The sequence below is a fragment of the Caulobacter sp. AVps16 genome (assembly GCF_058681455.1).
On the sequence record NZ_CM178739.1, the window covers coordinates 1855024 to 1875771 of the forward strand.

The window sequence follows — 20748 nt, forward strand, 5'->3', positions numbered from 1 at the left end:
TCGATCGCTACATGCTCAAGCTGGTGGCCTGGCCGATGGTCGGCTGCCTCGGCGTGACAGTCGTCGCCCTGTTGCTGGAGCGCATCCTGCGTCTGCTCGACGCCCTGTCGCAAAGCAGTGCGCGCTTCGGCTATGTCACCGAGCTGGCCGCCAATCTGGTGCCGCACTATCTGGGCCTGGCCCTGCCGGTGGCTTTCTTCGTCGCCCTGTTCATCGTCATCACCAAACTGTCCGACGACTCCGAAATCGACGCCCTTCTGGCCAGTGGCCAGTCGCTCAGCCGGATCGTCATTCCCTTCGTCTGTGTGGGCCTGGTCCTTAGCCTCTTCAGCGTCGCCCTGTTCGGCTACAGCCAGCCCTACAGCCGCTATGCCTATCGCTCGGTGATGCACGAGGCCGTCAATGCCGGCTGGAACGGTCGGCTGTCCGGCGGGGCCTTTATCGACGAGGACAACCTGCTGATGACGGCCGACGATGCCGATCCGGCGGGCCAGAGCCTGACCCGGGTCTTTATCCGCCGGCTCGACGACAAGGGCCGCGAGGAGGTCATCACGGCCGAGACCGCGACCCTGAGCGCCAGCCCGACCGGCGACAAGGTCACCCTGCTGCTGCGTCGCGGCCAGAGGATCGGCCAGGACGCTGCCGGTGCCTATCGCACCCTGGCCTTCGACCAGTTCGCCACCGAGCTGCCCCTGGCGGGCGCGGCCACCCTGTTGCGGGCCCGGGGCGGTGACGAGCGCGAGCTGACCCTCAATGAACTGGCCCGGCAGGCCGGATCGAACACCTCGGCCCTGCCCAAGGAGACGCTTCTGGCGGAGCTCTATGGCCGCCTCGCCCGGGCCGCCTTCCTGCCCTTCCTGCCGCTGCTGGCCTTTCCCCTGGGCCTCGCTGCCAAGCGCGGCAATCGCACCCCGGGCCTGATCGTGGCCGGACTCCTGCTACTGGCCTTCCAGCATTCGCTGCAGCTCGGCCAAAGCCTTGCCGAGGGCGGAAAGGCCAACCCGATCCTGGCGATCTGGGGCCCGTTCCTGCTGTTCACCGGCTTCTGCGTCTGGATGTTTGTCGGCAGTCTGAAGCGCCCCGGCGACACCCCCATCAGCCGTGTGGTGCGCCGGATAGGCCAGACCCTCGATCAGGTCCGACGCCTGGTCACGCCCCGCCGGAAGGCCGCATCATGAGCCTCCAGCGCTATGTCCTGAGCGTTACCGCCACCCGGATCCTGGCGGCCGCCGCCGTCCTGATGGGCATTCTTCAGGTCCTCGACCTGCTGGAAGTGACGACCGACATCCTCGATCGCGGCCTGGGCATGGGCGGAGTGCTCTACTACGCCGCCCTTCGCACGCCGCGACTGGTCGAACAGATCGCACCGATCAGCGTCCTGGCCGGCGGCCTGTTTGCCTTTTCGCAAATGGCTCGAGAAAGCGCGATCATCGCCATGCGCGCTGCAGGCATCTCGGCCTATCGCATTGTGGCCATGGCCGCGCCGGCGGCCGCTGCCATGATGCTGCTGGACTTCACCTGCGCCCAGTGGATCGCCCCGCGCACGGATCCGATCCTCAATGCTTGGTGGGAGGCCCACACCCCCGCCGCCGATCGCAAGGCGAGCGGTCCTGTCAGCTTCCGGGTCGGCGACGACCTGGTCACGGCCGCCAGCGCCTCCGCCGACGGCCATGCCCTCGCGGCCGTGAAGGTCTATCGCCGCGACACCAGCGGACAGCTGATTGAACGGGTCGATGCCCAGTCCGCCACCTATACCGCCAAGGCCTGGAGCCTGGCGAAAGTGACGACAACCCGCTTTTCCGGCCAGCGGACCGACACGGTCACGGCCAGCCAGATGACCTGGCCGTCAGCCCTGCGCCCCGTCGATGTCCAGGCCCTGTTCTCGGACAATCCGGCCCCATCGGCGGGATCGGCCCGTCGCGCCCTGCTCAATGGCGGCACCGACCGGCCACCCAGCTATTACGAAACCCGGCTGCTGGGGGCCTTTGCCGGCCCCTTCGGCGCCCTGGTCATGCTCCTGCTGAGCGCACCAGTCGCCCTCGCCAATTTCCGCAGCCGCCAGGGTGCCGTCCTCCTGACCGCCGGACTGGCGGCCGGGCTGGTGTTCCTCGTCGTCGACGGCCTGCTGTCGGCCCTCGGCGAAAGCGGCGCGATCTCGCCTGTCCTGGCCGTCTGGGGCGCGCCGGTCGTGTTTGGGGCCCTGGCGATCAACGCCCTGATCAATCTGGAGGGCTGATGCCGTTCGACTCGCAAGACGCCGACCTCAGGGTCATCCCGGTTCGCACCCGCGCCCAACTGGCGCGGTTCATCCGGCTTCCGGCCCGCCTCAATGCCGGTGATCCCCACTGGATCACGCCCCTGATGATGGAACGGGAGGAGGCCCTGTCTCCCCGGACCAATCCGTTCTTCGAACATGCCGAGGTCCAGCTCTTTCTGGCTGAACGCGCGGGTCGGATTGTCGGCCGGATCAGCGCCCAGATCGACGCCCTGGCCCCTCAGGCGGAGGGCCAGAAGACCGGCAATTTCGGCCTGATCGCCGCCGAGGATGATCCGGCTGTTTTCAGGGTACTGTTCCGGGCGGCCGAAGACTGGCTGCGTGACCGCGGCTGCATCCGGTCACTCGGCCCCTTCAACCTGTCGATCAACGAGGAGGTCGGCCTGCTGGTCGACGGCTTCGACACCCCGCCTATGGTGATGATGGGTCATGACCCGGCCTATGCCGGAGCCCGGGTCGAGGACCAGGGCTATGCCAAGGCCAAGGACGTCTATGCCTATGTCTGCGACCCGACCGCAGACCTACCGGACGTGGTGGTGCGCCGCGTGAGACGCGGTCTGCCAGCCGGGGTCGTGCTGCGCGAGCTGGACATGAGCCGCTATGACGAGGAGGTCGTCTCCCTGACGGCGATCCTGAACGACGCCTGGGCCGGCAACTGGGGGTTTGTGCCCACCACCGAGGCCGAGACCCGGCAACTGGCCAAGGCGCTCAAGCCCGTCATCGAGAAAAAGATGACCCTGTTTGCCGAGATCGACGGCGAGCCGGCCGGCTTCATCGTGCTGCTGCCCAATGTCAACGAGGCCATCGCCGACCTGAAGGGCAAGCTGCTGCCCTTCGGCTGGGCCAAGCTGCTGTGGCGCCTGAAGGTTCGGGGCCTGACCTCGGCGCGGGTGCCGCTGATGGGCGTCAAGCGCAAGTTCGCCGAGACCATGCGCGGCCAGCTGCTGCCCTTCCACCTGATGAACGCCGGCCGCACCGCCTCCCTGGCCCTGGGCTACAAGCGGTTCGAGTTCTCCTGGGTCCTGGAGGAGAACCTGCCGATGCGGCGGATCTCCGAAGCTATGGGCGCAACCATCTACAAGACCTACCGCATCTACGAGAAGGCGCTTTGAGCCCTTCCGGAGGGACCTTTCAGGCCCTGGTTCTGGCCGGTTCGCGCGGCGGCATAGATCCGGTCGCCGCCTATGCCGGGGTCAGCCACAAGGGCCTGATTGTACTGGGCGGCGAAACCCTGCTGACGCGGGTGCTGCAGGCCCTGGATCAGGCCGGTGCAACGCGGATCGGGGTGTCGACCTCCGACATCGCCGTGGTCGAAGCCCTGGCCGGCGTGGCCAAGGCCTCGCCCCTGCCCGCCGCCGGTGGTCCCAGCCAGAGCGTCCATGACGCCGCCAGCCTGATGGGCACGCCGCTGCTGGTGACAACCGTCGACCATGCCCTGCTTCAGGCCGAATGGATCACCGAGTTCCTGGCCAAGGCCCCAGGCGACGCAGACATCGCCGTCCTGATGGCACCGGAAGCGGTCGTCCGCGCGGCCGCGCTGGAGACCAAGCGTACCTACTGGCGCTTCAGGGACGGCGGCTATTCGGGCTGCAATCTCTTCCTGCTGAAGACCGAGACCGCCCTGAACGCCGTAGCCTTCTGGCGCAAGGCCGAGGCCCTCCGCAAGCAACCCTGGAAGATCGCCGCCCTGCTCGGCCCGGTAATGCTGGTCCGCTACCTTCTGGGCCTGATGACCATCGACGAGACGCTGGAGCGTCTGGGCCGGGCCGCAGGCGTCAAGGCTGCCATCGTGCGCTCGTCCTACGGCCTGGCGGCGGTGGATGTGGACAAGCCGTCGGACCTGGATCTGGTCCGGACGATCATCGAGCGCTGAACGGCTCGAACCCAGGGAGGACGCCCATGACTGACCTGCCCCAACTGCACCCCGCCGCCGCCAGAAGCCTGTCGGCCTGGCATGAGATGGTCGCCAAGGGCGACCTTGGCGACCTGAGGTCCATCGTCCATCCCGACGCGACGTTCCGCTCGCCGGTGGCTTTCAAGCCCTACAAGAGCGCCGACGCTGTGGTCCTGGCGCTGAGCACCGTGCTGACCGTGTTCACCGACTTCGCCTATCACCGGCAGGCCACGACCGACGACGGGATGAACGTCGTGCTCGAGTTCAGCGCCAGGGTGGGTGACAAGGCGGTCAAGGGGATCGACTTCGTCCGCTTCGACGAAGACGGCCGGATCGTGGATTTCGAGGTCATGATGCGGCCGCTGAACGGCGTTCAGGCCCTGGCCGAAGAAATGGGAAAGCGCCTGGGCGGCATCATTCCGGCCTACAAATAGGCCGCAGCGACCCTAGGCCTCCACCCGCTCTGCCACCCACGAGGCCGCGAGCTCGCGATTGCGCGGCAGGTCTTCGGGGAAGTCCATCTCGGCCCAGTCCAGGCCCTGGATCGACTGCACGCGCACCACGTCATGGTGCTGGGCGATCTGGTTGATCACGCTGAGATACCAGCGCTTAAGGCCTTCGGGCGTCCGCAGAGCGGCTTCGACAATGCCGGTGAACAGGGTCGCGCCCTCGGGATCGAAGCGCAGGAAACCGATCGACTCGGCATCAAAGGTCTCGATGGTCTTGCCGATGGCCCGCAGGGACAGGCCGTCGGTCGCCACCTTCATGTCGTCGGCGTCGTAGCCGGCCTTGCGGTCGATGGTGACCGTGATCCGGGCCGGCGGGGCGGAGATCAGTCGCTCGGCGATGGCCGGCTCGAACAGGGTGTCGCCGTTGAGCAGCAGGAAATCGCCGACCATTTCATGCCGGGCCAGCCAGCAGGTGGCCAGGTTGTCGGTCAGGCCGAAGAAGGGGTTGAACAGGGTCCGGACGGTCATGCCGGGCAGATCCAGTCCGGCAATCTCGCGCTCGACCGTATCGGCGGCAAAGCCCGTTACCACAACAACCTCGGTGATGCCGGCCTGGCCCAGATGGCGCAGCTGCCAGTGCAGGACAGTGCGGCCCGAGAGCTCGACCAGGCACTTGGGCCGGGTGTCGGTCAGGGGCGACAGGCGCTTGCCCTGGCCTGCGCTCAGGATGATGGCTTTGGTCGGATGCGCCACGGCGACTCGATTCACTTCTCGCCGCACGTGTCGGCATCTGATTCAGAACGGGAAACTACAGGATAGCGACGCCACCACCTAGGGCCAGCGAGCTCGCCCGACAGGGAGCGGAAAACCGCCTTCAGGCCCCACCCGCTACGGCCGCCGACGGCGCGTTCGGAGGTGCGGCGTCACCCCGGGCCTTCCGTTCGCTATAGCGATCGACCAGATGGTCGGCATGGCCACGGGTCAGCAGGGTGAACTTGACCAGTTCCTCCATCACATCGACCACGCGGTCATAATAGGATGAGGGCTTCATCCGGTCGTTATCGTCAAACTCCCTCCAGGCCATAGCCACGGACGACTGGTTCGGAATGGTGATCATCCGCATCCACCGGCCCAGCAGACGCAGGGTGTTGACCGCATTGAAGGATTGAGACCCGCCGCTGACCTGCATGACAGCCAGGGTTCGCCCCTGGGTCGGGCGCACACTGCCCATCTCAAGCGGAATCCAGTCGATCTGGCTCTTGATCACGCCGGTAATGGCCCCGTGACGCTCGGGACTGCACCAAACCTGGCCCTCGGACCAGAGCGACAGGGCGCGCAGTTCCTGCACCTTGGGATGGCTGGCATCGACCGAGTCTGGTGCCGGCAGATCGCGCGGATCAAAGACCCGGGTCTCGGCCCCCAGACTTTGCAGGATGCGCGCCGCTTCCTCGACGAGCAACCGACTGAACGACCGCTCCCGCAGGGATCCATAGAGCAACAGAATCCGCGGCGGATGTGCCGGTCCGGCCGGGGCCAGGGCTGCGGCATCAGGCTGGGCCAGATAGCGGGAATCCAGGGCGGGAAAATCAGTCACGGGCACTCCAGAGGACAGCTTCACAAGGTTCATTAGTTCGACTATCGTCGAAATATGGAAATGACTAGCGCCGTTGCAAGCCTTTCAGCCCTCGCCCATGGCGGACGGCTGTCGGCCTTTCGCATGCTGGTCCAGGCCGGGGCCGCCGGCCTTGCCGCCGGCGAGATCGCCCGTCGCCTCGACATGTTGCCCAACACCCTGTCGAGCCATCTGTCGATCCTCGACCATGCCGGACTGATCCACGCCCGCCGCGAAGGTCGCTCGATCATCTACACCGCCGACTATGGTGCCATGCAGGGGCTGCTGGGTTTTTTGATGGAAGACTGCTGCGGCGGCTCACCCGATATCTGCGCGCCCCTGGGCAACATTCTCGCCCGGGCCACGGCCTGCAATGGAACCTGCCTGACCGAACTGGAGACCGCATGACCGCTCAAGTCCGTCTCGATGACGTCAGCAAGACCCAGGACTGATGACCTTCTCCCTGACCCGCCGCCTCGCCGCAGAGGCCCTGGGAACTGCCCTGTTGCTCGCGGTCGTGGTCGGTTCCGGCATCATGGGCCAGCGGCTCTCCGGTGGAAATGACGCGATCGCCCTGCTGGGCAATACCCTGGCGACCGGCGCGGCCCTGGTCGTGCTGATTACGGTTCTGGGTCCGATCAGCGGCGCGCATTTCAACCCGGTCGTGACCCTGGTCATGGCCACGCGACGCGAGATCTCGGCGCGCGACACCGGCCTCTATGTCGGCACCCAGGTCCTGGGTGCCGCGCTTGGGGTCTGGATGGCCCATCTGATGTTCGAGACCCCCATCCTGCAGGTCTCGACCAAGCTGCGGGACGGCCCGGCCCAGGTGTTTTCGGAAGCCGTGGCGACCCTTGGCCTGCTGGCGACCATACTGGGCGTCTCGCGCTTCAGGTCCCAGGCTGTCCCCGCCGCCGTCGGCCTCTACATTACCGCCGCCTACTGGTTTACCGCCTCAACCTCCTTCGCCAATCCGGCCGTCACCCTGGCCCGCAGTCTGACCGACAGCTTCGCCGGCATAGCCCCGACCTCGATCCCGGGCTTTCTGCTCGGACAGGCGCTAGGCGCTGCGGCGGCCGGGCTTGTCTTCTCCTGGCTCCTGAAAGAAAACTCCGTACAATGAGCAATGCTGACTTCCCCGTGGTGATCTTCCACAACCCCGCCTGCGGCACCTCGCGCAACGTGGTGGCGATGGTTGAAGCCGCCGGCTACACGCCCTCGGTGATCGCCTATCTTCAGGCCGGCTGGACCCACGAACAGCTGAAGGACCTGGCGCACGAAGCCGGTGTCACCCTGCGCGACATGATGCGTGAAAAGGGGTCGCCCGCCGCAGAGCTGGGCCTGCTGGAGGCCGGCGCGACGGAGGCCCAGATCCTCGACGCCATGGTCGAGCACCCGATCCTGGTCAATCGCCCCATCGTCGTGACGCCCAAGGGCGTGGCTCTCTGCCGCCCCTCCGAACGGGTCTACGCGCTGCTGGACAAGGCCCCCGAGACCTTCACCAAGGAAGACGGTGAAGTGGTGACGCGCGACTAGGGCTCCCTGGAGCCACAAGGAATCCCTCCGACGACGGAGGAGATGTCGCGAAACCGTCATCAAACTGTGACATTAGCCCGCTGACCAAGGCCACGGATGCCGCCGGCCGACGATACGGGATAGATGTCATGAACAAGCTTCTGGGAGCCGCTGCCGCCCTTGCAATGCTGGCCGCCGCCGATTCCGCCTATGCCGCGCGCGACTATGTCTGGGCCGCTGGGTCCTCGACAGTTTTCCCGTTCTCGACCCGCGTGGCCGAGAACTACGCCAAGAAGACCGGCAAGAAGTCGCCCAAGGTCGAAAGCCTGGGCACCGGCGGCGGCATCAAGATGTTCTGCGGCGGCATGGGCGAGAAGTATCCCGACATCGCCAATGCCTCGCGTCCGATGAAGAAGTCCGAGTTTCAGGCCTGCCAGAAGGCGGGCGTCAAGGACATCGTCGAGCTGAAGATCGGCTTCGACGGCATCGTCGTGGCGATGGACAAGAAGACCCCGGACTTCAATTTCAAGCTGGAGCATCTCTATCTGGGCCTGGCCGACCAGAGCCTGCGCGGCGGTCAGTTGGGCAAGAACAGCTTCAAGACCTGGAACGAGGTCAATTCGGGCCTGCCCAAGACCCGCATCCTGGCCTATGGCCCGCCGCCCACCTCCGGCACCCGCGATGCCTGGGTTGAACTGGCCATCGAGAACGGCGCGAGCAAGCTGCCGACCCTGGCCAAGCTGAAGGACAGCGACGAAAAGGCTTTCAAGGCCAAGGTTGCACCGATGCGCGGTGATGGGGCCTGGATCGATGCCGGCGAGAACGACAATGCCGTCGTCGGTACGATCCAGAAGACCCCCAACGCCCTGGGCGTGTTCGGCTATTCGTTCCTCGAGCAGAACGCCAACACCATCAAGGCCGCCAGCATCAACGGCGTAAAGCCGACGGTGGCGACGATCGCCAACGGCACCTACCCGATCTCGCGCTCGCTCTTCATCTATGTGAAAAAGAGCCAGATCGGCGTGACCCCGGGCCTCAAGGAGTTCGTCAACGAATTCACCTCGGACGCTGCCACGGGCCGGGGCGGCTATCTGCAATCGCGGGGCCTGATCCCTCTGCCCCCCCAGCAGCATGACGCCAATAAGGCCAAGGCCAAGACACTGCCGGTCATGGCGGCCCCGAAGTCCTGATCTGGCGCGTCATCCCGGACTCAAGCTCCGGGGTGACGCCGCCCGCCGGGCGTAAAGCAGGCTGAGCCCGAGAGGACGCTAGTTGGTCGGCTGATCCGTCGCCGGGCGCGAGGTCATGCCGGCGGCAGCGGCGTCCTCGGCCATCTGGGCATCGACCGGTGGTGTTTCCCGGACCGGGGTATCGACAACGGCGGGCGCGGGCGCAATCACGGGGGCCTCGACCTTGCGGGGTTCCGGGCCCGCGCGTGTGGCAACCAGGGCCTCTGCGGCCGCCGAATCGGCGGCCGTGCGTTGCTCGTCCGAGCCCTGATCATAGCCGCCCAGGCCCGCCGTCAGGAACAGGATGGTGCCGAAGGTCGCCATGACGCCCACGACGAAGCCCAGGAAGATCCATCCGAACGGATTGCTACGACGCTCAGCGCTCATTCCAGCCCCCTGCCCTCGCGGGCTCAACTTCCCTGCCAGCGCCGGACCGGCCCGACATCGACGTGTACGAACTTGCTGTCGGGATAATAACCGACGCCACCACGCTGGAGATCGAGTGCGGCGGCGCGCAGATGCTCCAGGGCGACATCTTCCAGATAGATGTCCATGGCCTTGCCGTCCATGTGCAGGCTGCGCTTGGCGACCTCGCCGCTGCGCTCCGACAGCAGGCGGTTGCTGGTCGGCGAACGATAACCGGAAATCACCTGGAAGGCGGCCGTCGTCTCGGTCTTGCGATGCAGATCGGTCAGCAGGTCGAACAGCTGCACGTTCATCGGGGCCACCTCGCCGGTCCGATGGTCGCGCAGCACCCGGTTCAGAGCCTCGAGAGCGTCGGGCACATAGGTCCCGTTTTCCCAATAGACCGCCTGGAGCTTTTCCTCAGTGTGCAGGTTGTGCAGAGCGATCTGCCGCGGCGCAGCGTCTACGGGCGGACGGAGCACCGCGGGCCGAGGAGAATTCGCCTCGAGCAGGGCACCGATGATGTCTTCCTGAGCCTGGGCCGAAGGGGCCACCGAAACGGCCCCCAGGGCGCTCAAGCCCAGCTGAAACAGCCTCCGCCGTCCGATCATGACGCCCTACTCCGACACTCTACTGCCGGCAGGACACCCCAGGCGAACCAGAAGGTCAAGCTGAGCCGCTCAGGGCTGCGGCAATCCGCTGCACCAGCAGGCGGTCCCAGCCATAAGGGTCGTCGCGGAAATTGACCTGACCGTCCGGGGTCACATAGGCCGTCCAGTACAGGAGATAGACGGCGATTTGTTGCGGGAGCTGAACCCGCACGGTCTTGCCGCTGGCTATGGTCTCATCCACCCGTTGAGGGGTCCAGAGGGGGTCGCCTTCCAGTACGGCCCGGGCCAGGTCGACGGGCTTTTCCACCCGCACGCAGCCATGGCTGGCCAGCCGGCTGAAGCTGGCGAACCGCGCGCGGCTGGGCGTGTCATGCAGATAGACGCCATAGGGATTGGCGAAATCGAACTTGATCAGCCCGAGCGCCGCCTTGGGTCCCGCCTTCTGCTGCAGACGCGAGCCCCCGCCTTCCAGCGGGATGACGATGAAATCATTGCGGGCCAGATAGCCCGGATTGGCCCGCTCCTTGGGCCAGAGTTCCCGCGAGGCGATCGAGGACGGCACGTTCCAGGGCGGGTTCAGAACAAGGCTGTGGATGCTGGACGACAGCATCGGGGTCTCGTCCCCCGGACGGCCGGTCACGGCCCGCATGGTCAGGGTCGGAACATCATGGTGGAAGACCGAAAGGACCGCAGCGGCGATATTGACCTGGATGCGGTCGGCCGGAAGCACCTGGGGCAGCCACCGCCAGCGTTCCATATTGGCGACGATCTGGTCCAGACGCCGCTCGACCGGGGTATTGAGGGCGTCGAGCGTCTTCTTGTCGAGCACGCCGTTGGGATTGAGGCCAAAGCGCTTCTGGGCCCGCATCAGGGCCTGGGTCAGGGCCTCGTCGAACAGGGCGACACCATCGACGGCGACCGTGGTGTCCTCTGCAGCGAGGCGCGCCTCGAGGGCGATGACCCGGGGATCGGTGGACCCCAGCTTGAGCTCCGGGCCCGCCGGCAAAAGGGCCCAGCCGCCCCGCGCCGCGATATCGCGATAGGTTACCAGGCCCCGGCGCAGGGTCTGATAGCCGGTATAGGGCGGTGGCAAGGTGTCCAGCCAGGCCGCCAGACGGTCCTGGGCGACAGCCTGCACAAAGTCGGGACCCGGGTCATAAGGCGTTGGCCGCAGGCCCCAGTCATATGGAAAACTGGCCAGCGGCAAGCGGCCCGAGCGAACGGACCGGGCATAGGCCAGGGTCAGGGCGATCAGCTGGGTCTGCCCCGCCTGCCGGGCCGCGACATCGCGCGACGCCAGCAGCGCGAGGGCCTGGTCCGGGACATAGGCCGTCGACTCGAATCCATGAGTCGGAGCCTCGGCCAGGATCCGGCCGAGCAGCTCGATCTGATCGCTGCGCAAGGCCACAGCATAGGGACTGGTGGGAAAGGCCAGCGGCTGCTGCGGCGTCCCCGGCACAGGACGCAGGGCCGGTAGAGACGACGCTTGAGGCTGGGCCTGCACGCCCCCTCCCGCCACAAGACACAGCGCGGCCAGGGCCAGCGCACACCCAACTCGGGACAAGCCGTTCACTGTCACAGGATCTCGTAACACCTTGCCACGCGAACCGTTCGCGCGTTTACCAAATGGCGGTTCGAACGGGTCGCCGTCAACGCGAGTATCGTGAAAGGCGAACCCCTGGCCGGTCGAGGGGGTTGTTTTTGCGCCGCAGGAACCGGGAAGCCACACAGGGGTTTGGGTCTGTCCTCCCGCCGCCCCGTGCCCGGCCTCACCCTGCAGACCGTTTAACCGCGAGCCTTGTTCGGCTCACGACCAGGCCCTTGCTGCATCTGCACCTTCAACAACCTCACCCAGGTTCAGTGACACGGCGATACTTCGATGCCCGGGAGTCCTGGAGGCCAAGGCACCGGCCGCGCGGCTCGGCTTTAGCCTCTGGGGTCGCCGGCTTCCCCATGGCGCGGAGCCCGCAAGACACCGCTGCGCAGGATGGGCAGCAGGAAGGTCACCAGCAGAAACAGGTTCGGCAGGGCGTTCAAACCGTAGCCGGTGGCGATCGACATCGGGGTGTCGATGATGAACCAGGTCAGAACACCGGCGGTCAGCCAGAGCCAGACCGGCCGGCCGCGCTCGCCTAAAAGCAGTCCAGCCTGGATCATGCCGGCGGCAGTCACCGCCCACCCGATGGAAACCGCGCCCATGAGGGCCAGGCTGAAGCGCATCTGGGCGTTGAGATCCAGCGGCATGGGTCCGTCCAGAAAGCCAAAGATCAACCGGACCGGCCCGCTCGTGGCCTCGAACCCGCCGCCCACCAGCACCGCGCCGAACAGGACGACCGACCCGCACCAGGCCATCAACCAGTTACGCCAAAACCCAGACATCGCTCTCTCCCGATTTGAGTTGATACCCAGGCTGTCGGATCGGCCGCAGTTGAACAATTACCTGCCAGGTCATGCTCAGGTCGACGGCCGGATCTGGGCTCGCGCCCCGGCCTAGGGCTCGAGTGACACCGACATCCGGGCAAAGACCACCACCTCCGGCCAGATGACCGCGGCGGCGGCCGGGCGCGGCGGGCCGAGGGGTTGAGCTGTCCAGGCCGCGACGGCGGCCGTCAGACTCAGCGCCGTGACCAGGACGCCCCCCAGGGCCGCGCGATGCAGAGACGGCTGCGGTCGACCCAGCATGGCCACCCGTTCTTCCAGGGGATGGGGCTCGCCCGCTGGCCAGTGGCAGCCCAACGGCAGCCCCCTCGCGCCGAGCTGGGTCTTAAGCAGGGTTCGCGCATAGAGGCCGCGCGCGCGCCATTGTCGGCCCATGACCCGGGCGTCACAGGCCAGCTCCTGATCAAGGCGCGCCTCCCGTACGGCCAGATGCACAAGCGGATTGAACCAGCCCAGGCACTGGATCAGCGCCATCAGGGCATTGATACGGGGGTCCAGCCGCTCGATGTGCGCGCGCTCATGGGCACGGATCAAGCCCCGTTCGGCCTCGGAGTAGCGCGACTGATAGTCGTCCGGCACCACCATGCGCGGTGCAAGGATGCCGACCACGGCCGGCCCGGCCTGACCAGCCCGCGCACGGCGCAGAAACTGGACCTGGCTCCAGGCCAGAAGGATCACAGTCAGGCCGATACCGGCCAGCCAGACACCGCCCAGCATCGGCGCATGTTCAGTCGCGATCGTAAACCGGGGTGTCGCCATGGTGCCCGGCTCAGCCGCCCGCGCCGGCAAGAGGGCCGCGAGTCCGGCTGCCAAGGGCAACAGCCACAGCAGATAGGCCACCTCCGCTCCGAACAGGCCCCGCGCCGGGCGGCGGAGGCCCAGCACCAGCAGGATCGCCAGGCTGGAGGCGAGGCTGCCAAAGATCAGATGGGTCAGAATCTCAGCTGCCATCTTCGAGCTCCTCGATCAGACGTTTCAGCCGTGCGATCTCCTCGGCCTTCAGCGCGCGATGCTGGGCGAAATGACTGATCATCGGGGCCAGTTGGCCTTCGAAAAGGCGGTCCAGAAGACCCTGGCTTTCAGCCTGGACATAGACACTGCGGGCGATCAGCGGCCGGTAGCCGTGCTTGCCCTCGGCCCGCTCGGACCTGATGGCCTTCTTCTTCAGAAGCCGGTTGATCAGGGTCTTGACCGTCGCCTCGCCCCAGGACTGGCTGGTCCCGACCTCGGCCACCAGTTCATCGGCCGTCAGTGGCTCGCGCCGCCAGAGCGCTTCCATGACGTGGCTTTCGGCTGAAGTAATATGCATGGCTCATTACATCCGTAATTCGATCAGACGCTATACCTGCATCCCAGCCTGTCAAGCGATCGCGGCGGGACGACGGCAAAGGGCCCCGCAGGATCGCCAGATCTCGCTTTGTCCACCGGTAACCATCCTCCTCATTGTCAATGACACCGGTTTCCATTACAGACGTTTCAACCCCCGAAAACGGGTGACTGAGTGACGATAGGGAGGAAAAGCGGCGTGACCGTTTCAGCGGCCAAGAGCGACGTGTTCGCACCGGCTTCGATTGCTTCCCAGTTCGTCAAGGCCCGCCTCGCCGGCACGTCCGTTGCCGGCTATCCTGGCGGCGTGCTGCCCGAGACCATGGCCGAAGGCTATGCGGTACAGGACCTTGCGATTAACGCGTGGCCAGATGAACTGGTCGGCTGGAAGGTCGGCTATGTCCCGCCGCAGCATCAGGCCCGACTGGGGGCCGAGCGTCTTGCCGGCTGCATCTTCAAGAATAAACTCTGGGAAGCGGCCGAGGCCCCTACGCCCTTCCGCGCCATCGAGGGCGGATTCACCGCCGTCGAGGCCGAGTTCATCGTGCGCCTGGGCAAGGATGCGCCCGCCGACAAGACCGACTGGACCGCCGAAGAAGCCGCTGACTATGTCGGCGACCTGATCCTGGGCGTCGAGATCGCCGGCAGCCCCCTGGCCACGATCAATGTGCTGGGCCCGCCCATCGTGGCCTCGGACTTCGGCAATAATGACGGCCAGATTCTGGGTCCGGTGCTGGCCAACTGGCGGGACATCGCCTGGGAGGACATGGCCGTCGAGACCACGATCAATGGCATCGTCGTCGGCACGGGCACGGCGGCCTCGATCCCCGGCTCGCCCCTGGCCGCCCTGGCCTTCCTGTTGGGCCATGTCGCTGCGCGCGGCCGGCCGCTGAAGAAGGGCATGCTAGTCACAACCGGGGCCAGCACCGGCATCCACGATGTGGTCGCCGGGGATGCTGCACGGGTTAGCTTTGGTGCCCTGGGACAAGTGGAGTGCATCGCCGTCCCGGCACAATAAGAAACGACAATTCAGGGTAAGGAGACGAGTAAATGGTCATCCCAAAGGCCCCCGAGCCCTCCGAGAAGATCGGTCGGTATCGATGGGTGATCGTCAGCCTCTTGTTCGTGGCGATGGTCATCAACTATGTCGATCGGCAGACGATCGGCATTCTGAAGTCGGACCTGTCCAAGGAGTTCGGCTGGAGCGAAGGCGACTATGCCGACCTCGTCTTCTACTTCCAGCTGTCCTATGCCGTGGCCTATCTGGTCTGGGGCAAGATCATGGACAAGATCGGGGCCCGCTGGGGCTTCGGCATCGCCTTCCTGATCTGGCAGGTCGCCCACATCGCCCATGCCGGGGCCAAGGGTCTGAACGGCTTTATCTTTGCCCGCATGGGTCTGGGCATCGGCGAGGCCGGTGGCTTCCCGGGCGGCATCAAGGCCGTGGCCGAGTGGTTCCCCAAGAAGGAACGCGCCTTCGCCACCGGTATCTTCAATGCCGGCACCAATATCGGCGCGATCGTCACCCCGCTGGTGGTGCCGGCCATCGTGCTGACCTGGGGTTGGCAGATGGCCTTCATCGTCACCGGCGTTGTCGGCCTGGTCTGGCTGCCGATCTGGCTGATCATGTACCGCACGCCGCGCCAGCATAAAAAGATCGGCGCGGCCGAGCTGGCCCATATCGAACAGGACGAAGCCGATCCGGTGGAGAAAATCCCCTGGATCAAGCTGCTGACCAAGCGCGAAACCTGGGCCTATTCGATCGGCAAGTTCCTGATCGACCCCATCTGGTGGATGTTCCTGTTCTGGCTGCCTGACTTCCTGGGCAAGCGCTACGGCCTGGACCTCAAGACCTTCGGCCCGCCGCTGATTGCCATCTATCTGCTCAGCGACGTCGGCAGCGTCGGCGGCGGCTGGATGTCCTCCAAGTTCATGAGCATGGGCTGGAGCATCAACAAGGCTCGCAAGATCACCATGCTGATCTGCGCCCTGCTGGCCGTGCCGGTCATGTTCGCCTCCTTTGCGGACAGCGTCTGGCTGGCCGTGCTGATCATCGGCGTCGCCACCGCGGCCCACCAGGGCTTCTCGGCCAACCTCTACACCCTGCCCTCCGACGTCTTCCCACGTGCAGCCGTCGGCTCGGTGGTGGGCATCGGCGGCATGCTGGGAGCCGTCGGCGGCATGGTGTTCTCGAAGTACATCGGCAAGGTCCTGGAGGAGATCGGCACCTACACCCCGATCTTCATCATTGCCGGCAGCGCCTATCTGGTGGCCCTTCTGGTGGTGCACCTGCTGACCCCGAAGATGGAGCCGGTGAAGATCTAGATCTTCACGGCATCCAGAATTGCAAAGCCCCCGACGCCAGCGCGCCGGGGGCTTTTTTCTGGTCCCAGGCCGAGTCACGACCTATGCCGGGCCTCAACGTCAGGAGGTTGCCATGTCCCCCGCCCCGCTGAAGGTCGCCCTGGTCGGCTACGGCCTCGCCGGCAAGACCTTTCATGCGCCCCTGATCACGGCCACCGACGGTCTTGAGCTGCACACGGTCGTCTCAAGCGATGCAGCCAAGGTGCGGGCAGACTTTCCGGAAGTCGCGGTGGTCGCCGGCGACCTGAAACGGGCCTTAGCCAATCCAGAGATCGATCTGGTGGTCATCGCCACACCCGACAGCCTGCACGCGGATCAGGCCCATGCCGCTCTCGAGGCCGGCAAACACGTCGTCATCGACAAGCCCTTTGCCGTGACCCTCGAGGCGGCCCGCGCCGTCGCCGACCACGCCCGCAAGGTCGGCCGGCTGGTCAGCGTGTTCCAGAACCGGCGGTGGGATAGCGATTTCCTGACCCTCCAGGCTCTGATCGACCAGGGCCATCTGGGCGAGATCGTCCAGTACGAGAGCCATTTTGACCGCTACCGGCCAATGGTCCGGGACCGCTGGCGTGAAAAGCCTGGTGCCGGCGTGCTGCTGGACCTCGGGCCCCACCTGATCGACCAGGCCCTGGTGCTGTTCGGCAAGCCCCAGGCGGTCTATGCCGATGTCGCAATCCAGAAAGAGGGCGGCGTCACCGGCGACTATTTCCACCTGCTCCTGCGCTATCCGCGCCTGAGGGTGCTGCTGCATGCCAGCCAGATGACCCAGGCGACCAATCTTCGCCTGGCCGTGCATGGAACCGCCGGCAGTTTCATCAAGAGCGGCCTGGACGCCCAGGAAGATCAGTTGAAGGCCGGCATGGCCCCCGGCTCACCGGCCTATGGGGCCGATCAGCGGCCAGGCGTCCTGATCCAGTTGGAGGACGACGAACCGATCAGCACCGCGGTCCAACCCCTGCGGGGGCGCTATGACCACTTCTATGCCGGCATCCGCGAGGCGATCTGCAAGGGCAGCCCGCCGCCCGTGACGCCTGAAGAGGCACTTCTGGTCATGGAGGTCATCGACGCTGCCCAGCGCAGCGCAGCGGAGCGACGCGAGATCGGTCTTTGACCACCTGCGGCCAAGACAGCGAGAGCTCTGGACCCTAGTGAGCCCGGCCGCTGATCTCCCGCCGGCCTGATATGTTCAGGCCGGCATCAAGGCCGCGCCGCCACAGCAGTTCGGCGTCATAGATCACCACACTGTCGATCAGAGTCAGGCGCAGCAGAAGCCTGGTCGGTAGCAGGAGGGTGCGCCGCATGGCCACCCGGGCCCCAAAGGCGGTCAGGTCCAGAACCGCCACCGGCTCGGCCCGACCTCCTCCAATGACCACATCTCCGCGCAACAGACAGGCCCGGCGGCTCTCGGCGCGCCGCTCAATGGGCTGTTGCAGGAAGGAATCCACGTCTGACATGGACCATACCGTAGGGCGGCAGATGTCTAGGAAGCGTTCGTGAAGGTCATGAGTGAAACCTTAAGGCCGGGCGGGGTTGCGGTGGGGACTGCATCTTGCGGCGGGCCCGCCCTGAGCTCTGGGTAAACAATGACAACCTATTGGAACTAGCCCTTGCGAGCCCACCGACAGGCCCTACAAGGAGGGCCAGTTCAGTCGTCCACGGGCCCCAGGCGAATGGCCCGCCCCCAGAGTTCGAGTATGGTACCGTCCCGCGTAGCAAGACCCTCTCCGTCGGAACGTGCCGCCGCGCATCTTGGCAATCAGCAGTGGGAGCGCGCCCGGGACATCTACCGCAAGATGCTGCGACAAGACCCGGCCAATGCCGCAGCCATGAACGGCCTCGGAGTCCTTGCCCTGGAACGGCGCGACGAGACCGCCGCCTTGCGGCTGTTCCGCCGGGCCGTAGCGGTCCGCCCCACCTTCTTTGAAGCGCACCTCAATCTGGCGCGCGTGCTTCATCACGGCAACCAGCTGTACGAGGCGCTCGCAGCGGCTCAGACGGCGGCAGCCCTCAGGCCCGATGCGCCGGAGATCCACCGGCTTTTGCATACGATCTACAGTTCGGGAGGGCGGCCGGACCTTGCCCTTCCGGCCATTCGACGCGCGCACGCGCTGGATCCAGACCATCCGGCCAGCCTGCCCAGCCTGGTCGGAGTCAAACGCTCCTCCTGTGACTGGAGCGACTTCGATCAGGATGACGACCGTCTCCGGGACCTGGCGGCGACCGGTCATCGGCTCAATCCCTTCACCCTGCTGTACACCCGTGCGGACCAGGCCGAACAGCAGGCCTGCGCCCTGGTCTGGGCCGGAGCCTTTGAGCTCCCGCATGAGCAGAGCTTTCCATCGCGCCCGGCCAGGTCCGGCGACCGTCTGCGCCTGGGCTATCTGTCCGGCGACTTCCACGATCACGCCACCTCCTATCTGACGGCCGAACTGTTCGAACTTCACGACCGGTCGCGGTTTGAGGTCTACGGCTATTCCTACGGTCCGCGGGACGACACGCCGATCCAGGCGCGCATAAGGACCGGCTTCGATCACTTTCGCGATCTGGAGTCCTTCTCGTCCAGGGATGCCGCCAAGGCCATTCACGCCGACCAGATCGACATCCTGATCGATCTGAAAGGCTATACGGACCGTGCCCGCCCCCAGATCCTCGCCTACCGCCCGGCCCCCATCCAGGTGAACTATCTGGGCTTTCCCGGCACGATGGGGGCGAACTTTGTCGACTATCTGATCGCGGACACTGTCACGGCCCCGCCGGGGACCGAGGCCTATTGCACGGAACGGCTGGTTCGTCTGCCTGACGGCTTCCAGCCCAATGACAGTCTTCGGGCAGCGGTCGAGATTGCCCCGCCCCGCGCCGCTCTGGGCCTGCCCGCCGAGGGCTTTGTCTTCTGCGCCTTCCATGCGGCCTACAAGATAACGCCGGCCATCTTCGATATCTGGATGCGTCTGGTGCAGGCCACGCCCGGATCTGTGATCTGGCTGCTGAGCCGGAACGCCTTGCAGGAAGACAATCTGCGCCGCGAAGCCCTGGCAAGGGGTGTTTCCGATGACCGGATTATCTTCGCGCCCCGAGTGCCCCATGCCGAGCATCTGGCGCGCCTGCAGGCGGCGGACCTGATGCTCGACACCCTGCCGGTGGGAGCTTTCACGACAGCGAGCGACGCGCTCTGGGCGGGCCTGCCCCTTTTGACCTGCCTGGGCACGACCGCCGCCGGGCGGGGCGGAGCCAGTCTGGTGCAGGCGGCCGGCCTGCCGGAACTCGTGACGGACAGCCTTGCCGACTATGAGCAAGAGGCCATGCAGCTGGCGCGGAATCCCAAACGCCTGCAGAACTTGCGCGATCGCCTCCGGCAGAACCGCAGTACAGCGCCCCTGTTCGACATCCCGCGCTTCGTGCGCCAGCTGGAAGACGCCTATCTGGCCATGACACCCCGCCCCTAGGCGGGTCCGGCATGGCCGGGGGCTGGCCTCAGGCGCCCCTCAGGTCTTTCTTCGTCGTCCTGTAGGCCTTCTGCAGGGACAATTGCCGCCGCCGTTCGGCCTCCCGGGCGATCCGCTCAGCCTTGTCCTCCACGGCCGCCAGCTCCTGGCCCAGCTTCTGGAACGAGGCCCAGCGCTCAGGGTCGAGCGCGCCACTCTCCAGCGCGCCGCGCACCGCGCAGCCCGGTTCGTTGGCATGGCCGCAATCGCGAAACCGGCAGGCCTCCGCCAGGCGCTCAATGTCGTCAAAAACGACGCCCAGCCCCTCCTCGGCGTCGATCAGCCCCACCTCGCGGATCCCCGGCGTGTCGAGGATCAGCCCGCCGTCCGGCAAGCGGAACAGCTGGCGATGGCTGGTGGTGTGCCGCCCCCGGGCATCGTTTTCACGGATCGCCTGGGTTGCCATACGGTCTTCACCCGACAGGTGGTTGACCAGGGTCGACTTGCCAACCCCGGACGAGCCGATCAGGACGCAGGTCTCGCCCGGCGCGATATGGGCCCGCACGGCGTCGAGGCCCACGCCCTCGCGCGCCGAAACCACAATCACCGGACAGCCCGCCGCCAGGGCCGTGACCTGGTCGGCCAGGACCTGCGGGGCGTCCGACAGGTCCGACTTGGTCAGCAGCACCACCGGCCGCGCCCCGCTCTGCCAGGCGGCAGCCAGATAGCGCTCCAGCCGGCGCGCATTGAAGTCGGCATTCATCGAGGTGACCACGAAGGCCACGTCGATATTGGCGGCAATGACCTGCAGGGTCTGGACGCTGTCGGCCGCCCGGCGGACAAAGGCCGTACGGCGCGGCAGGACCGCATGGATCGTGGCCAAACCTTCAGAGGGGTTGGGTACCAGCGCCACCCAGTCGCCAACCACGGGCACGCCTCCTTCGCCCGCCTCATGCAACAGGCGGCCGGACGGCTTGGCCCGCAGTTCGCCCTGGTCGGTCGCCACTCCAAAGGCGCTGCGCCGCTGAACGATCACCCGCCCGGGGCGGTAGCCTGCGCGCGCATGCGGTTCAAAGTCCCGCGCCAGGGCGTCGGACCAGCCATAATGATCGATCAAGGGCGGCATCTTTCCATACAGGCGAGCAGTCTAGCACCCCGCACCCGACAAGGCTTCATCCCGACCGTCGTTCGGGACCGATCCTGTATC

Annotated in this window: 23 protein-coding genes; 13 read left to right on the top strand and 10 right to left on the bottom strand. The window is 66.1% G+C overall.

Annotated elements, in window-relative coordinates; translation table 11 throughout:
* Positions 1-11: 11 nt before the first annotated feature.
* The 5 genes from ACW17U_RS09000 to ACW17U_RS09020 are packed head-to-tail and all read left to right on the top strand — an operon-like array spanning position 12 to position 4603.
* Positions 12-1178, top strand: a complete 1167-nt coding sequence (locus tag ACW17U_RS09000; RefSeq protein ID WP_492055717.1) for an LptF/LptG family permease — start codon at positions 12-14, stop codon at positions 1176-1178.
* Positions 1175-2236, top strand: a complete 1062-nt coding sequence (locus ACW17U_RS09005) for an LptF/LptG family permease (protein WP_492055604.1) — start codon at positions 1175-1177, stop codon at positions 2234-2236. The genes ACW17U_RS09000 and ACW17U_RS09005 overlap by 4 nt, the downstream gene beginning before the upstream one ends.
* Positions 2236-3387, top strand: coding sequence for a dATP pyrophosphohydrolase (locus ACW17U_RS09010; RefSeq protein ID WP_492055605.1), 1152 nt, complete (start codon positions 2236-2238; stop codon positions 3385-3387). The genes ACW17U_RS09005 and ACW17U_RS09010 overlap by 1 nt, the downstream gene beginning before the upstream one ends.
* The gene (locus tag ACW17U_RS09015) at positions 3384-4148 is read left to right on the top strand and encodes a nucleotidyltransferase family protein (protein ID WP_492055606.1); all 765 of its coding nucleotides are present in this window, start codon (positions 3384-3386) and stop codon (positions 4146-4148) included. Before ACW17U_RS09010 ends, ACW17U_RS09015 begins: the two co-directional genes overlap by 4 nt.
* A gap of 26 nt (positions 4149-4174) precedes the next feature.
* Positions 4175-4603 carry a nuclear transport factor 2 family protein gene (locus ACW17U_RS09020; RefSeq protein WP_492055607.1) on the top strand — a complete coding sequence of 143 codons (429 nt, stop codon included), beginning with the start codon at positions 4175-4177 and terminating at the stop codon, positions 4601-4603.
* Positions 4604-4615: 12 nt separating this feature from the next.
* Here ACW17U_RS09020 and ACW17U_RS09025 read toward each other — a convergent pair whose 3' ends face one another.
* Together ACW17U_RS09025 and arsH are read right to left on the bottom strand one after the other, a co-directional pair.
* Positions 4616-5371, bottom strand: coding sequence for a phosphocholine cytidylyltransferase family protein (locus ACW17U_RS09025; protein ID WP_492055608.1), 756 nt, complete (start codon positions 5369-5371; stop codon positions 4616-4618).
* Positions 5372-5492: 121 nt separating this feature from the next.
* Positions 5493-6212 carry an arsenical resistance protein ArsH gene (gene arsH, locus ACW17U_RS09030; RefSeq protein WP_492055609.1) on the bottom strand — a complete coding sequence of 240 codons (720 nt, stop codon included), beginning with the start codon at positions 6210-6212 and terminating at the stop codon, positions 5493-5495.
* A gap of 54 nt (positions 6213-6266) precedes the next feature.
* On the opposite strand from arsH, the gene ACW17U_RS09035 reads away from it, so the two are divergent.
* The 4 genes from ACW17U_RS09035 (at position 6267) to ACW17U_RS09050 (ending at position 8935) form a co-directional block, all read left to right on the top strand.
* Complete coding sequence (locus tag ACW17U_RS09035) at positions 6267-6638, top strand: ArsR/SmtB family transcription factor (RefSeq protein ID WP_492055610.1); 372 nt, start codon at positions 6267-6269, stop codon at positions 6636-6638.
* 43 nt (positions 6639-6681) lie between these two features.
* Positions 6682-7353, top strand: a complete 672-nt coding sequence (locus tag ACW17U_RS09040) for an aquaporin (RefSeq protein ID WP_492055611.1) — start codon at positions 6682-6684, stop codon at positions 7351-7353.
* Entirely contained in the window at positions 7350-7766 is a 417-nt protein-coding gene (gene arsC / locus ACW17U_RS09045; protein WP_492055612.1) for an arsenate reductase (glutaredoxin), read from the top strand. The genes ACW17U_RS09040 and arsC overlap by 4 nt, the downstream gene beginning before the upstream one ends.
* Positions 7767-7894: 128 nt before the next feature.
* On the top strand, positions 7895-8935 hold the full coding sequence (locus ACW17U_RS09050; protein WP_492055613.1) for a substrate-binding domain-containing protein: 1041 nt from the start codon (positions 7895-7897) through the stop codon (positions 8933-8935).
* Positions 8936-9013: 78 nt separating this feature from the next.
* On the opposite strand, the gene ACW17U_RS09055 is transcribed toward ACW17U_RS09050, so the two are convergent.
* From ACW17U_RS09055 to ACW17U_RS09080, 6 genes are all read right to left on the bottom strand, one after another.
* Entirely contained in the window at positions 9014-9361 is a 348-nt protein-coding gene (locus ACW17U_RS09055) for a hypothetical protein (RefSeq protein WP_062146020.1), read from the bottom strand.
* Between the two features lie 23 nt (positions 9362-9384).
* A complete protein-coding gene (gene mepK, locus ACW17U_RS09060; RefSeq protein ID WP_492055614.1) occupies positions 9385-9990 on the bottom strand; it encodes a peptidoglycan L,D-endopeptidase MepK in 606 nt (201 codons plus the stop codon).
* Positions 9991-10045: 55 nt separating this feature from the next.
* Positions 10046-11494, bottom strand: a complete 1449-nt coding sequence (locus ACW17U_RS09065) for a L,D-transpeptidase family protein (RefSeq protein ID WP_492055615.1) — start codon at positions 11492-11494, stop codon at positions 10046-10048.
* Positions 11495-11916: 422 nt separating this feature from the next.
* Complete coding sequence (locus tag ACW17U_RS09070) at positions 11917-12369, bottom strand: hypothetical protein (RefSeq protein ID WP_492055616.1); 453 nt, start codon at positions 12367-12369, stop codon at positions 11917-11919.
* 111 nt (positions 12370-12480) lie between these two features.
* Positions 12481-13380: a M56 family metallopeptidase gene (locus tag ACW17U_RS09075; RefSeq protein WP_492055617.1), complete on the bottom strand. Its 900-nt coding sequence runs from the start codon at positions 13378-13380 to the stop codon at positions 12481-12483.
* Positions 13370-13738, bottom strand: coding sequence for a BlaI/MecI/CopY family transcriptional regulator (locus tag ACW17U_RS09080; RefSeq protein WP_492055618.1), 369 nt, complete (start codon positions 13736-13738; stop codon positions 13370-13372). Before ACW17U_RS09080 ends, ACW17U_RS09075 begins: the two co-directional genes overlap by 11 nt.
* A gap of 216 nt (positions 13739-13954) precedes the next feature.
* Here ACW17U_RS09080 and ACW17U_RS09085 point away from each other — a divergent pair, with 216 nt between their 5' ends.
* The 3 genes from ACW17U_RS09085 to ACW17U_RS09095 all read left to right on the top strand — a co-directional run bounded on the left by ACW17U_RS09085 (position 13955) and on the right by ACW17U_RS09095 (position 17230).
* Positions 13955-14773: a 2-keto-4-pentenoate hydratase gene (locus ACW17U_RS09085; RefSeq protein ID WP_492055619.1), complete on the top strand. Its 819-nt coding sequence runs from the start codon at positions 13955-13957 to the stop codon at positions 14771-14773.
* A 32-nt stretch (positions 14774-14805) separates the two neighbouring features.
* Positions 14806-16080 carry an MFS transporter gene (locus ACW17U_RS09090; protein ID WP_492055620.1) on the top strand — a complete coding sequence of 425 codons (1275 nt, stop codon included), beginning with the start codon at positions 14806-14808 and terminating at the stop codon, positions 16078-16080.
* Between the two features lie 112 nt (positions 16081-16192).
* The gene (locus ACW17U_RS09095) at positions 16193-17230 is read left to right on the top strand and encodes an oxidoreductase (RefSeq protein WP_492055621.1); all 1038 of its coding nucleotides are present in this window, start codon (positions 16193-16195) and stop codon (positions 17228-17230) included.
* A gap of 34 nt (positions 17231-17264) precedes the next feature.
* Here the strand turns inward: ACW17U_RS09095 and ACW17U_RS09100 are convergent, their stop codons facing one another.
* Entirely contained in the window at positions 17265-17573 is a 309-nt protein-coding gene (locus tag ACW17U_RS09100; protein ID WP_062146007.1) for a hypothetical protein, read from the bottom strand.
* A 339-nt stretch (positions 17574-17912) separates the two neighbouring features.
* Here ACW17U_RS09100 and ACW17U_RS09105 point away from each other — a divergent pair, with 339 nt between their 5' ends.
* The gene (locus ACW17U_RS09105; RefSeq protein ID WP_492055622.1) at positions 17913-19562 is read left to right on the top strand and encodes an O-linked N-acetylglucosamine transferase, SPINDLY family protein; all 1650 of its coding nucleotides are present in this window, start codon (positions 17913-17915) and stop codon (positions 19560-19562) included.
* Between the two features lie 28 nt (positions 19563-19590).
* Here the strand turns inward: ACW17U_RS09105 and rsgA are convergent, their stop codons facing one another.
* Entirely contained in the window at positions 19591-20658 is a 1068-nt protein-coding gene (gene rsgA / locus ACW17U_RS09110; RefSeq protein WP_492055623.1) for a ribosome small subunit-dependent GTPase A, read from the bottom strand.
* Between the last annotated feature and the right edge of the window lie 90 nt (positions 20659-20748).

Bases quoted from the DNA above. Each gene is read 5' to 3' on its own strand.
- ACW17U_RS09000 (WP_492055717.1), top strand. From the start codon at position 12: ATGCTCAAGCTGGTGGCCTGGCCGATGGTCGGCTGCCTCGGCGTGACA.
- ACW17U_RS09005 (WP_492055604.1), top strand. From the start codon at position 1,175: ATGAGCCTCCAGCGCTATGTCCTGAGCGTTACCGCCACCCGGATCCTG.
- ACW17U_RS09010 (WP_492055605.1), top strand. From the start codon at position 2,236: ATGCCGTTCGACTCGCAAGACGCCGACCTCAGGGTCATCCCGGTTCGC.
- ACW17U_RS09020 (WP_492055607.1), top strand. From the start codon at position 4,175: ATGACTGACCTGCCCCAACTGCACCCCGCCGCCGCCAGAAGCCTGTCG.
- ACW17U_RS09035 (WP_492055610.1), top strand. From the start codon at position 6,267: ATGGAAATGACTAGCGCCGTTGCAAGCCTTTCAGCCCTCGCCCATGGC.
- ACW17U_RS09040 (WP_492055611.1), top strand. From the start codon at position 6,682: ATGACCTTCTCCCTGACCCGCCGCCTCGCCGCAGAGGCCCTGGGAACT.
- arsC (WP_492055612.1), top strand. From the start codon at position 7,350: ATGAGCAATGCTGACTTCCCCGTGGTGATCTTCCACAACCCCGCCTGC.
- ACW17U_RS09050 (WP_492055613.1), top strand. From the start codon at position 7,895: ATGAACAAGCTTCTGGGAGCCGCTGCCGCCCTTGCAATGCTGGCCGCC.
- ACW17U_RS09055 (WP_062146020.1), bottom strand. From the start codon at position 9,361: ATGAGCGCTGAGCGTCGTAGCAATCCGTTCGGATGGATCTTCCTGGGC.
- mepK (WP_492055614.1), bottom strand. From the start codon at position 9,990: ATGATCGGACGGCGGAGGCTGTTTCAGCTGGGCTTGAGCGCCCTGGGG.
- ACW17U_RS09070 (WP_492055616.1), bottom strand. From the start codon at position 12,369: ATGTCTGGGTTTTGGCGTAACTGGTTGATGGCCTGGTGCGGGTCGGTC.
- ACW17U_RS09075 (WP_492055617.1), bottom strand. From the start codon at position 13,380: ATGGCAGCTGAGATTCTGACCCATCTGATCTTTGGCAGCCTCGCCTCC.
- ACW17U_RS09080 (WP_492055618.1), bottom strand. From the start codon at position 13,738: ATGCATATTACTTCAGCCGAAAGCCACGTCATGGAAGCGCTCTGGCGG.
- ACW17U_RS09090 (WP_492055620.1), top strand. From the start codon at position 14,806: ATGGTCATCCCAAAGGCCCCCGAGCCCTCCGAGAAGATCGGTCGGTAT.
- ACW17U_RS09095 (WP_492055621.1), top strand. From the start codon at position 16,193: ATGTCCCCCGCCCCGCTGAAGGTCGCCCTGGTCGGCTACGGCCTCGCC.
- ACW17U_RS09100 (WP_062146007.1), bottom strand. From the start codon at position 17,573: ATGTCAGACGTGGATTCCTTCCTGCAACAGCCCATTGAGCGGCGCGCC.
- ACW17U_RS09105 (WP_492055622.1), top strand. From the start codon at position 17,913: ATGCTGCGACAAGACCCGGCCAATGCCGCAGCCATGAACGGCCTCGGA.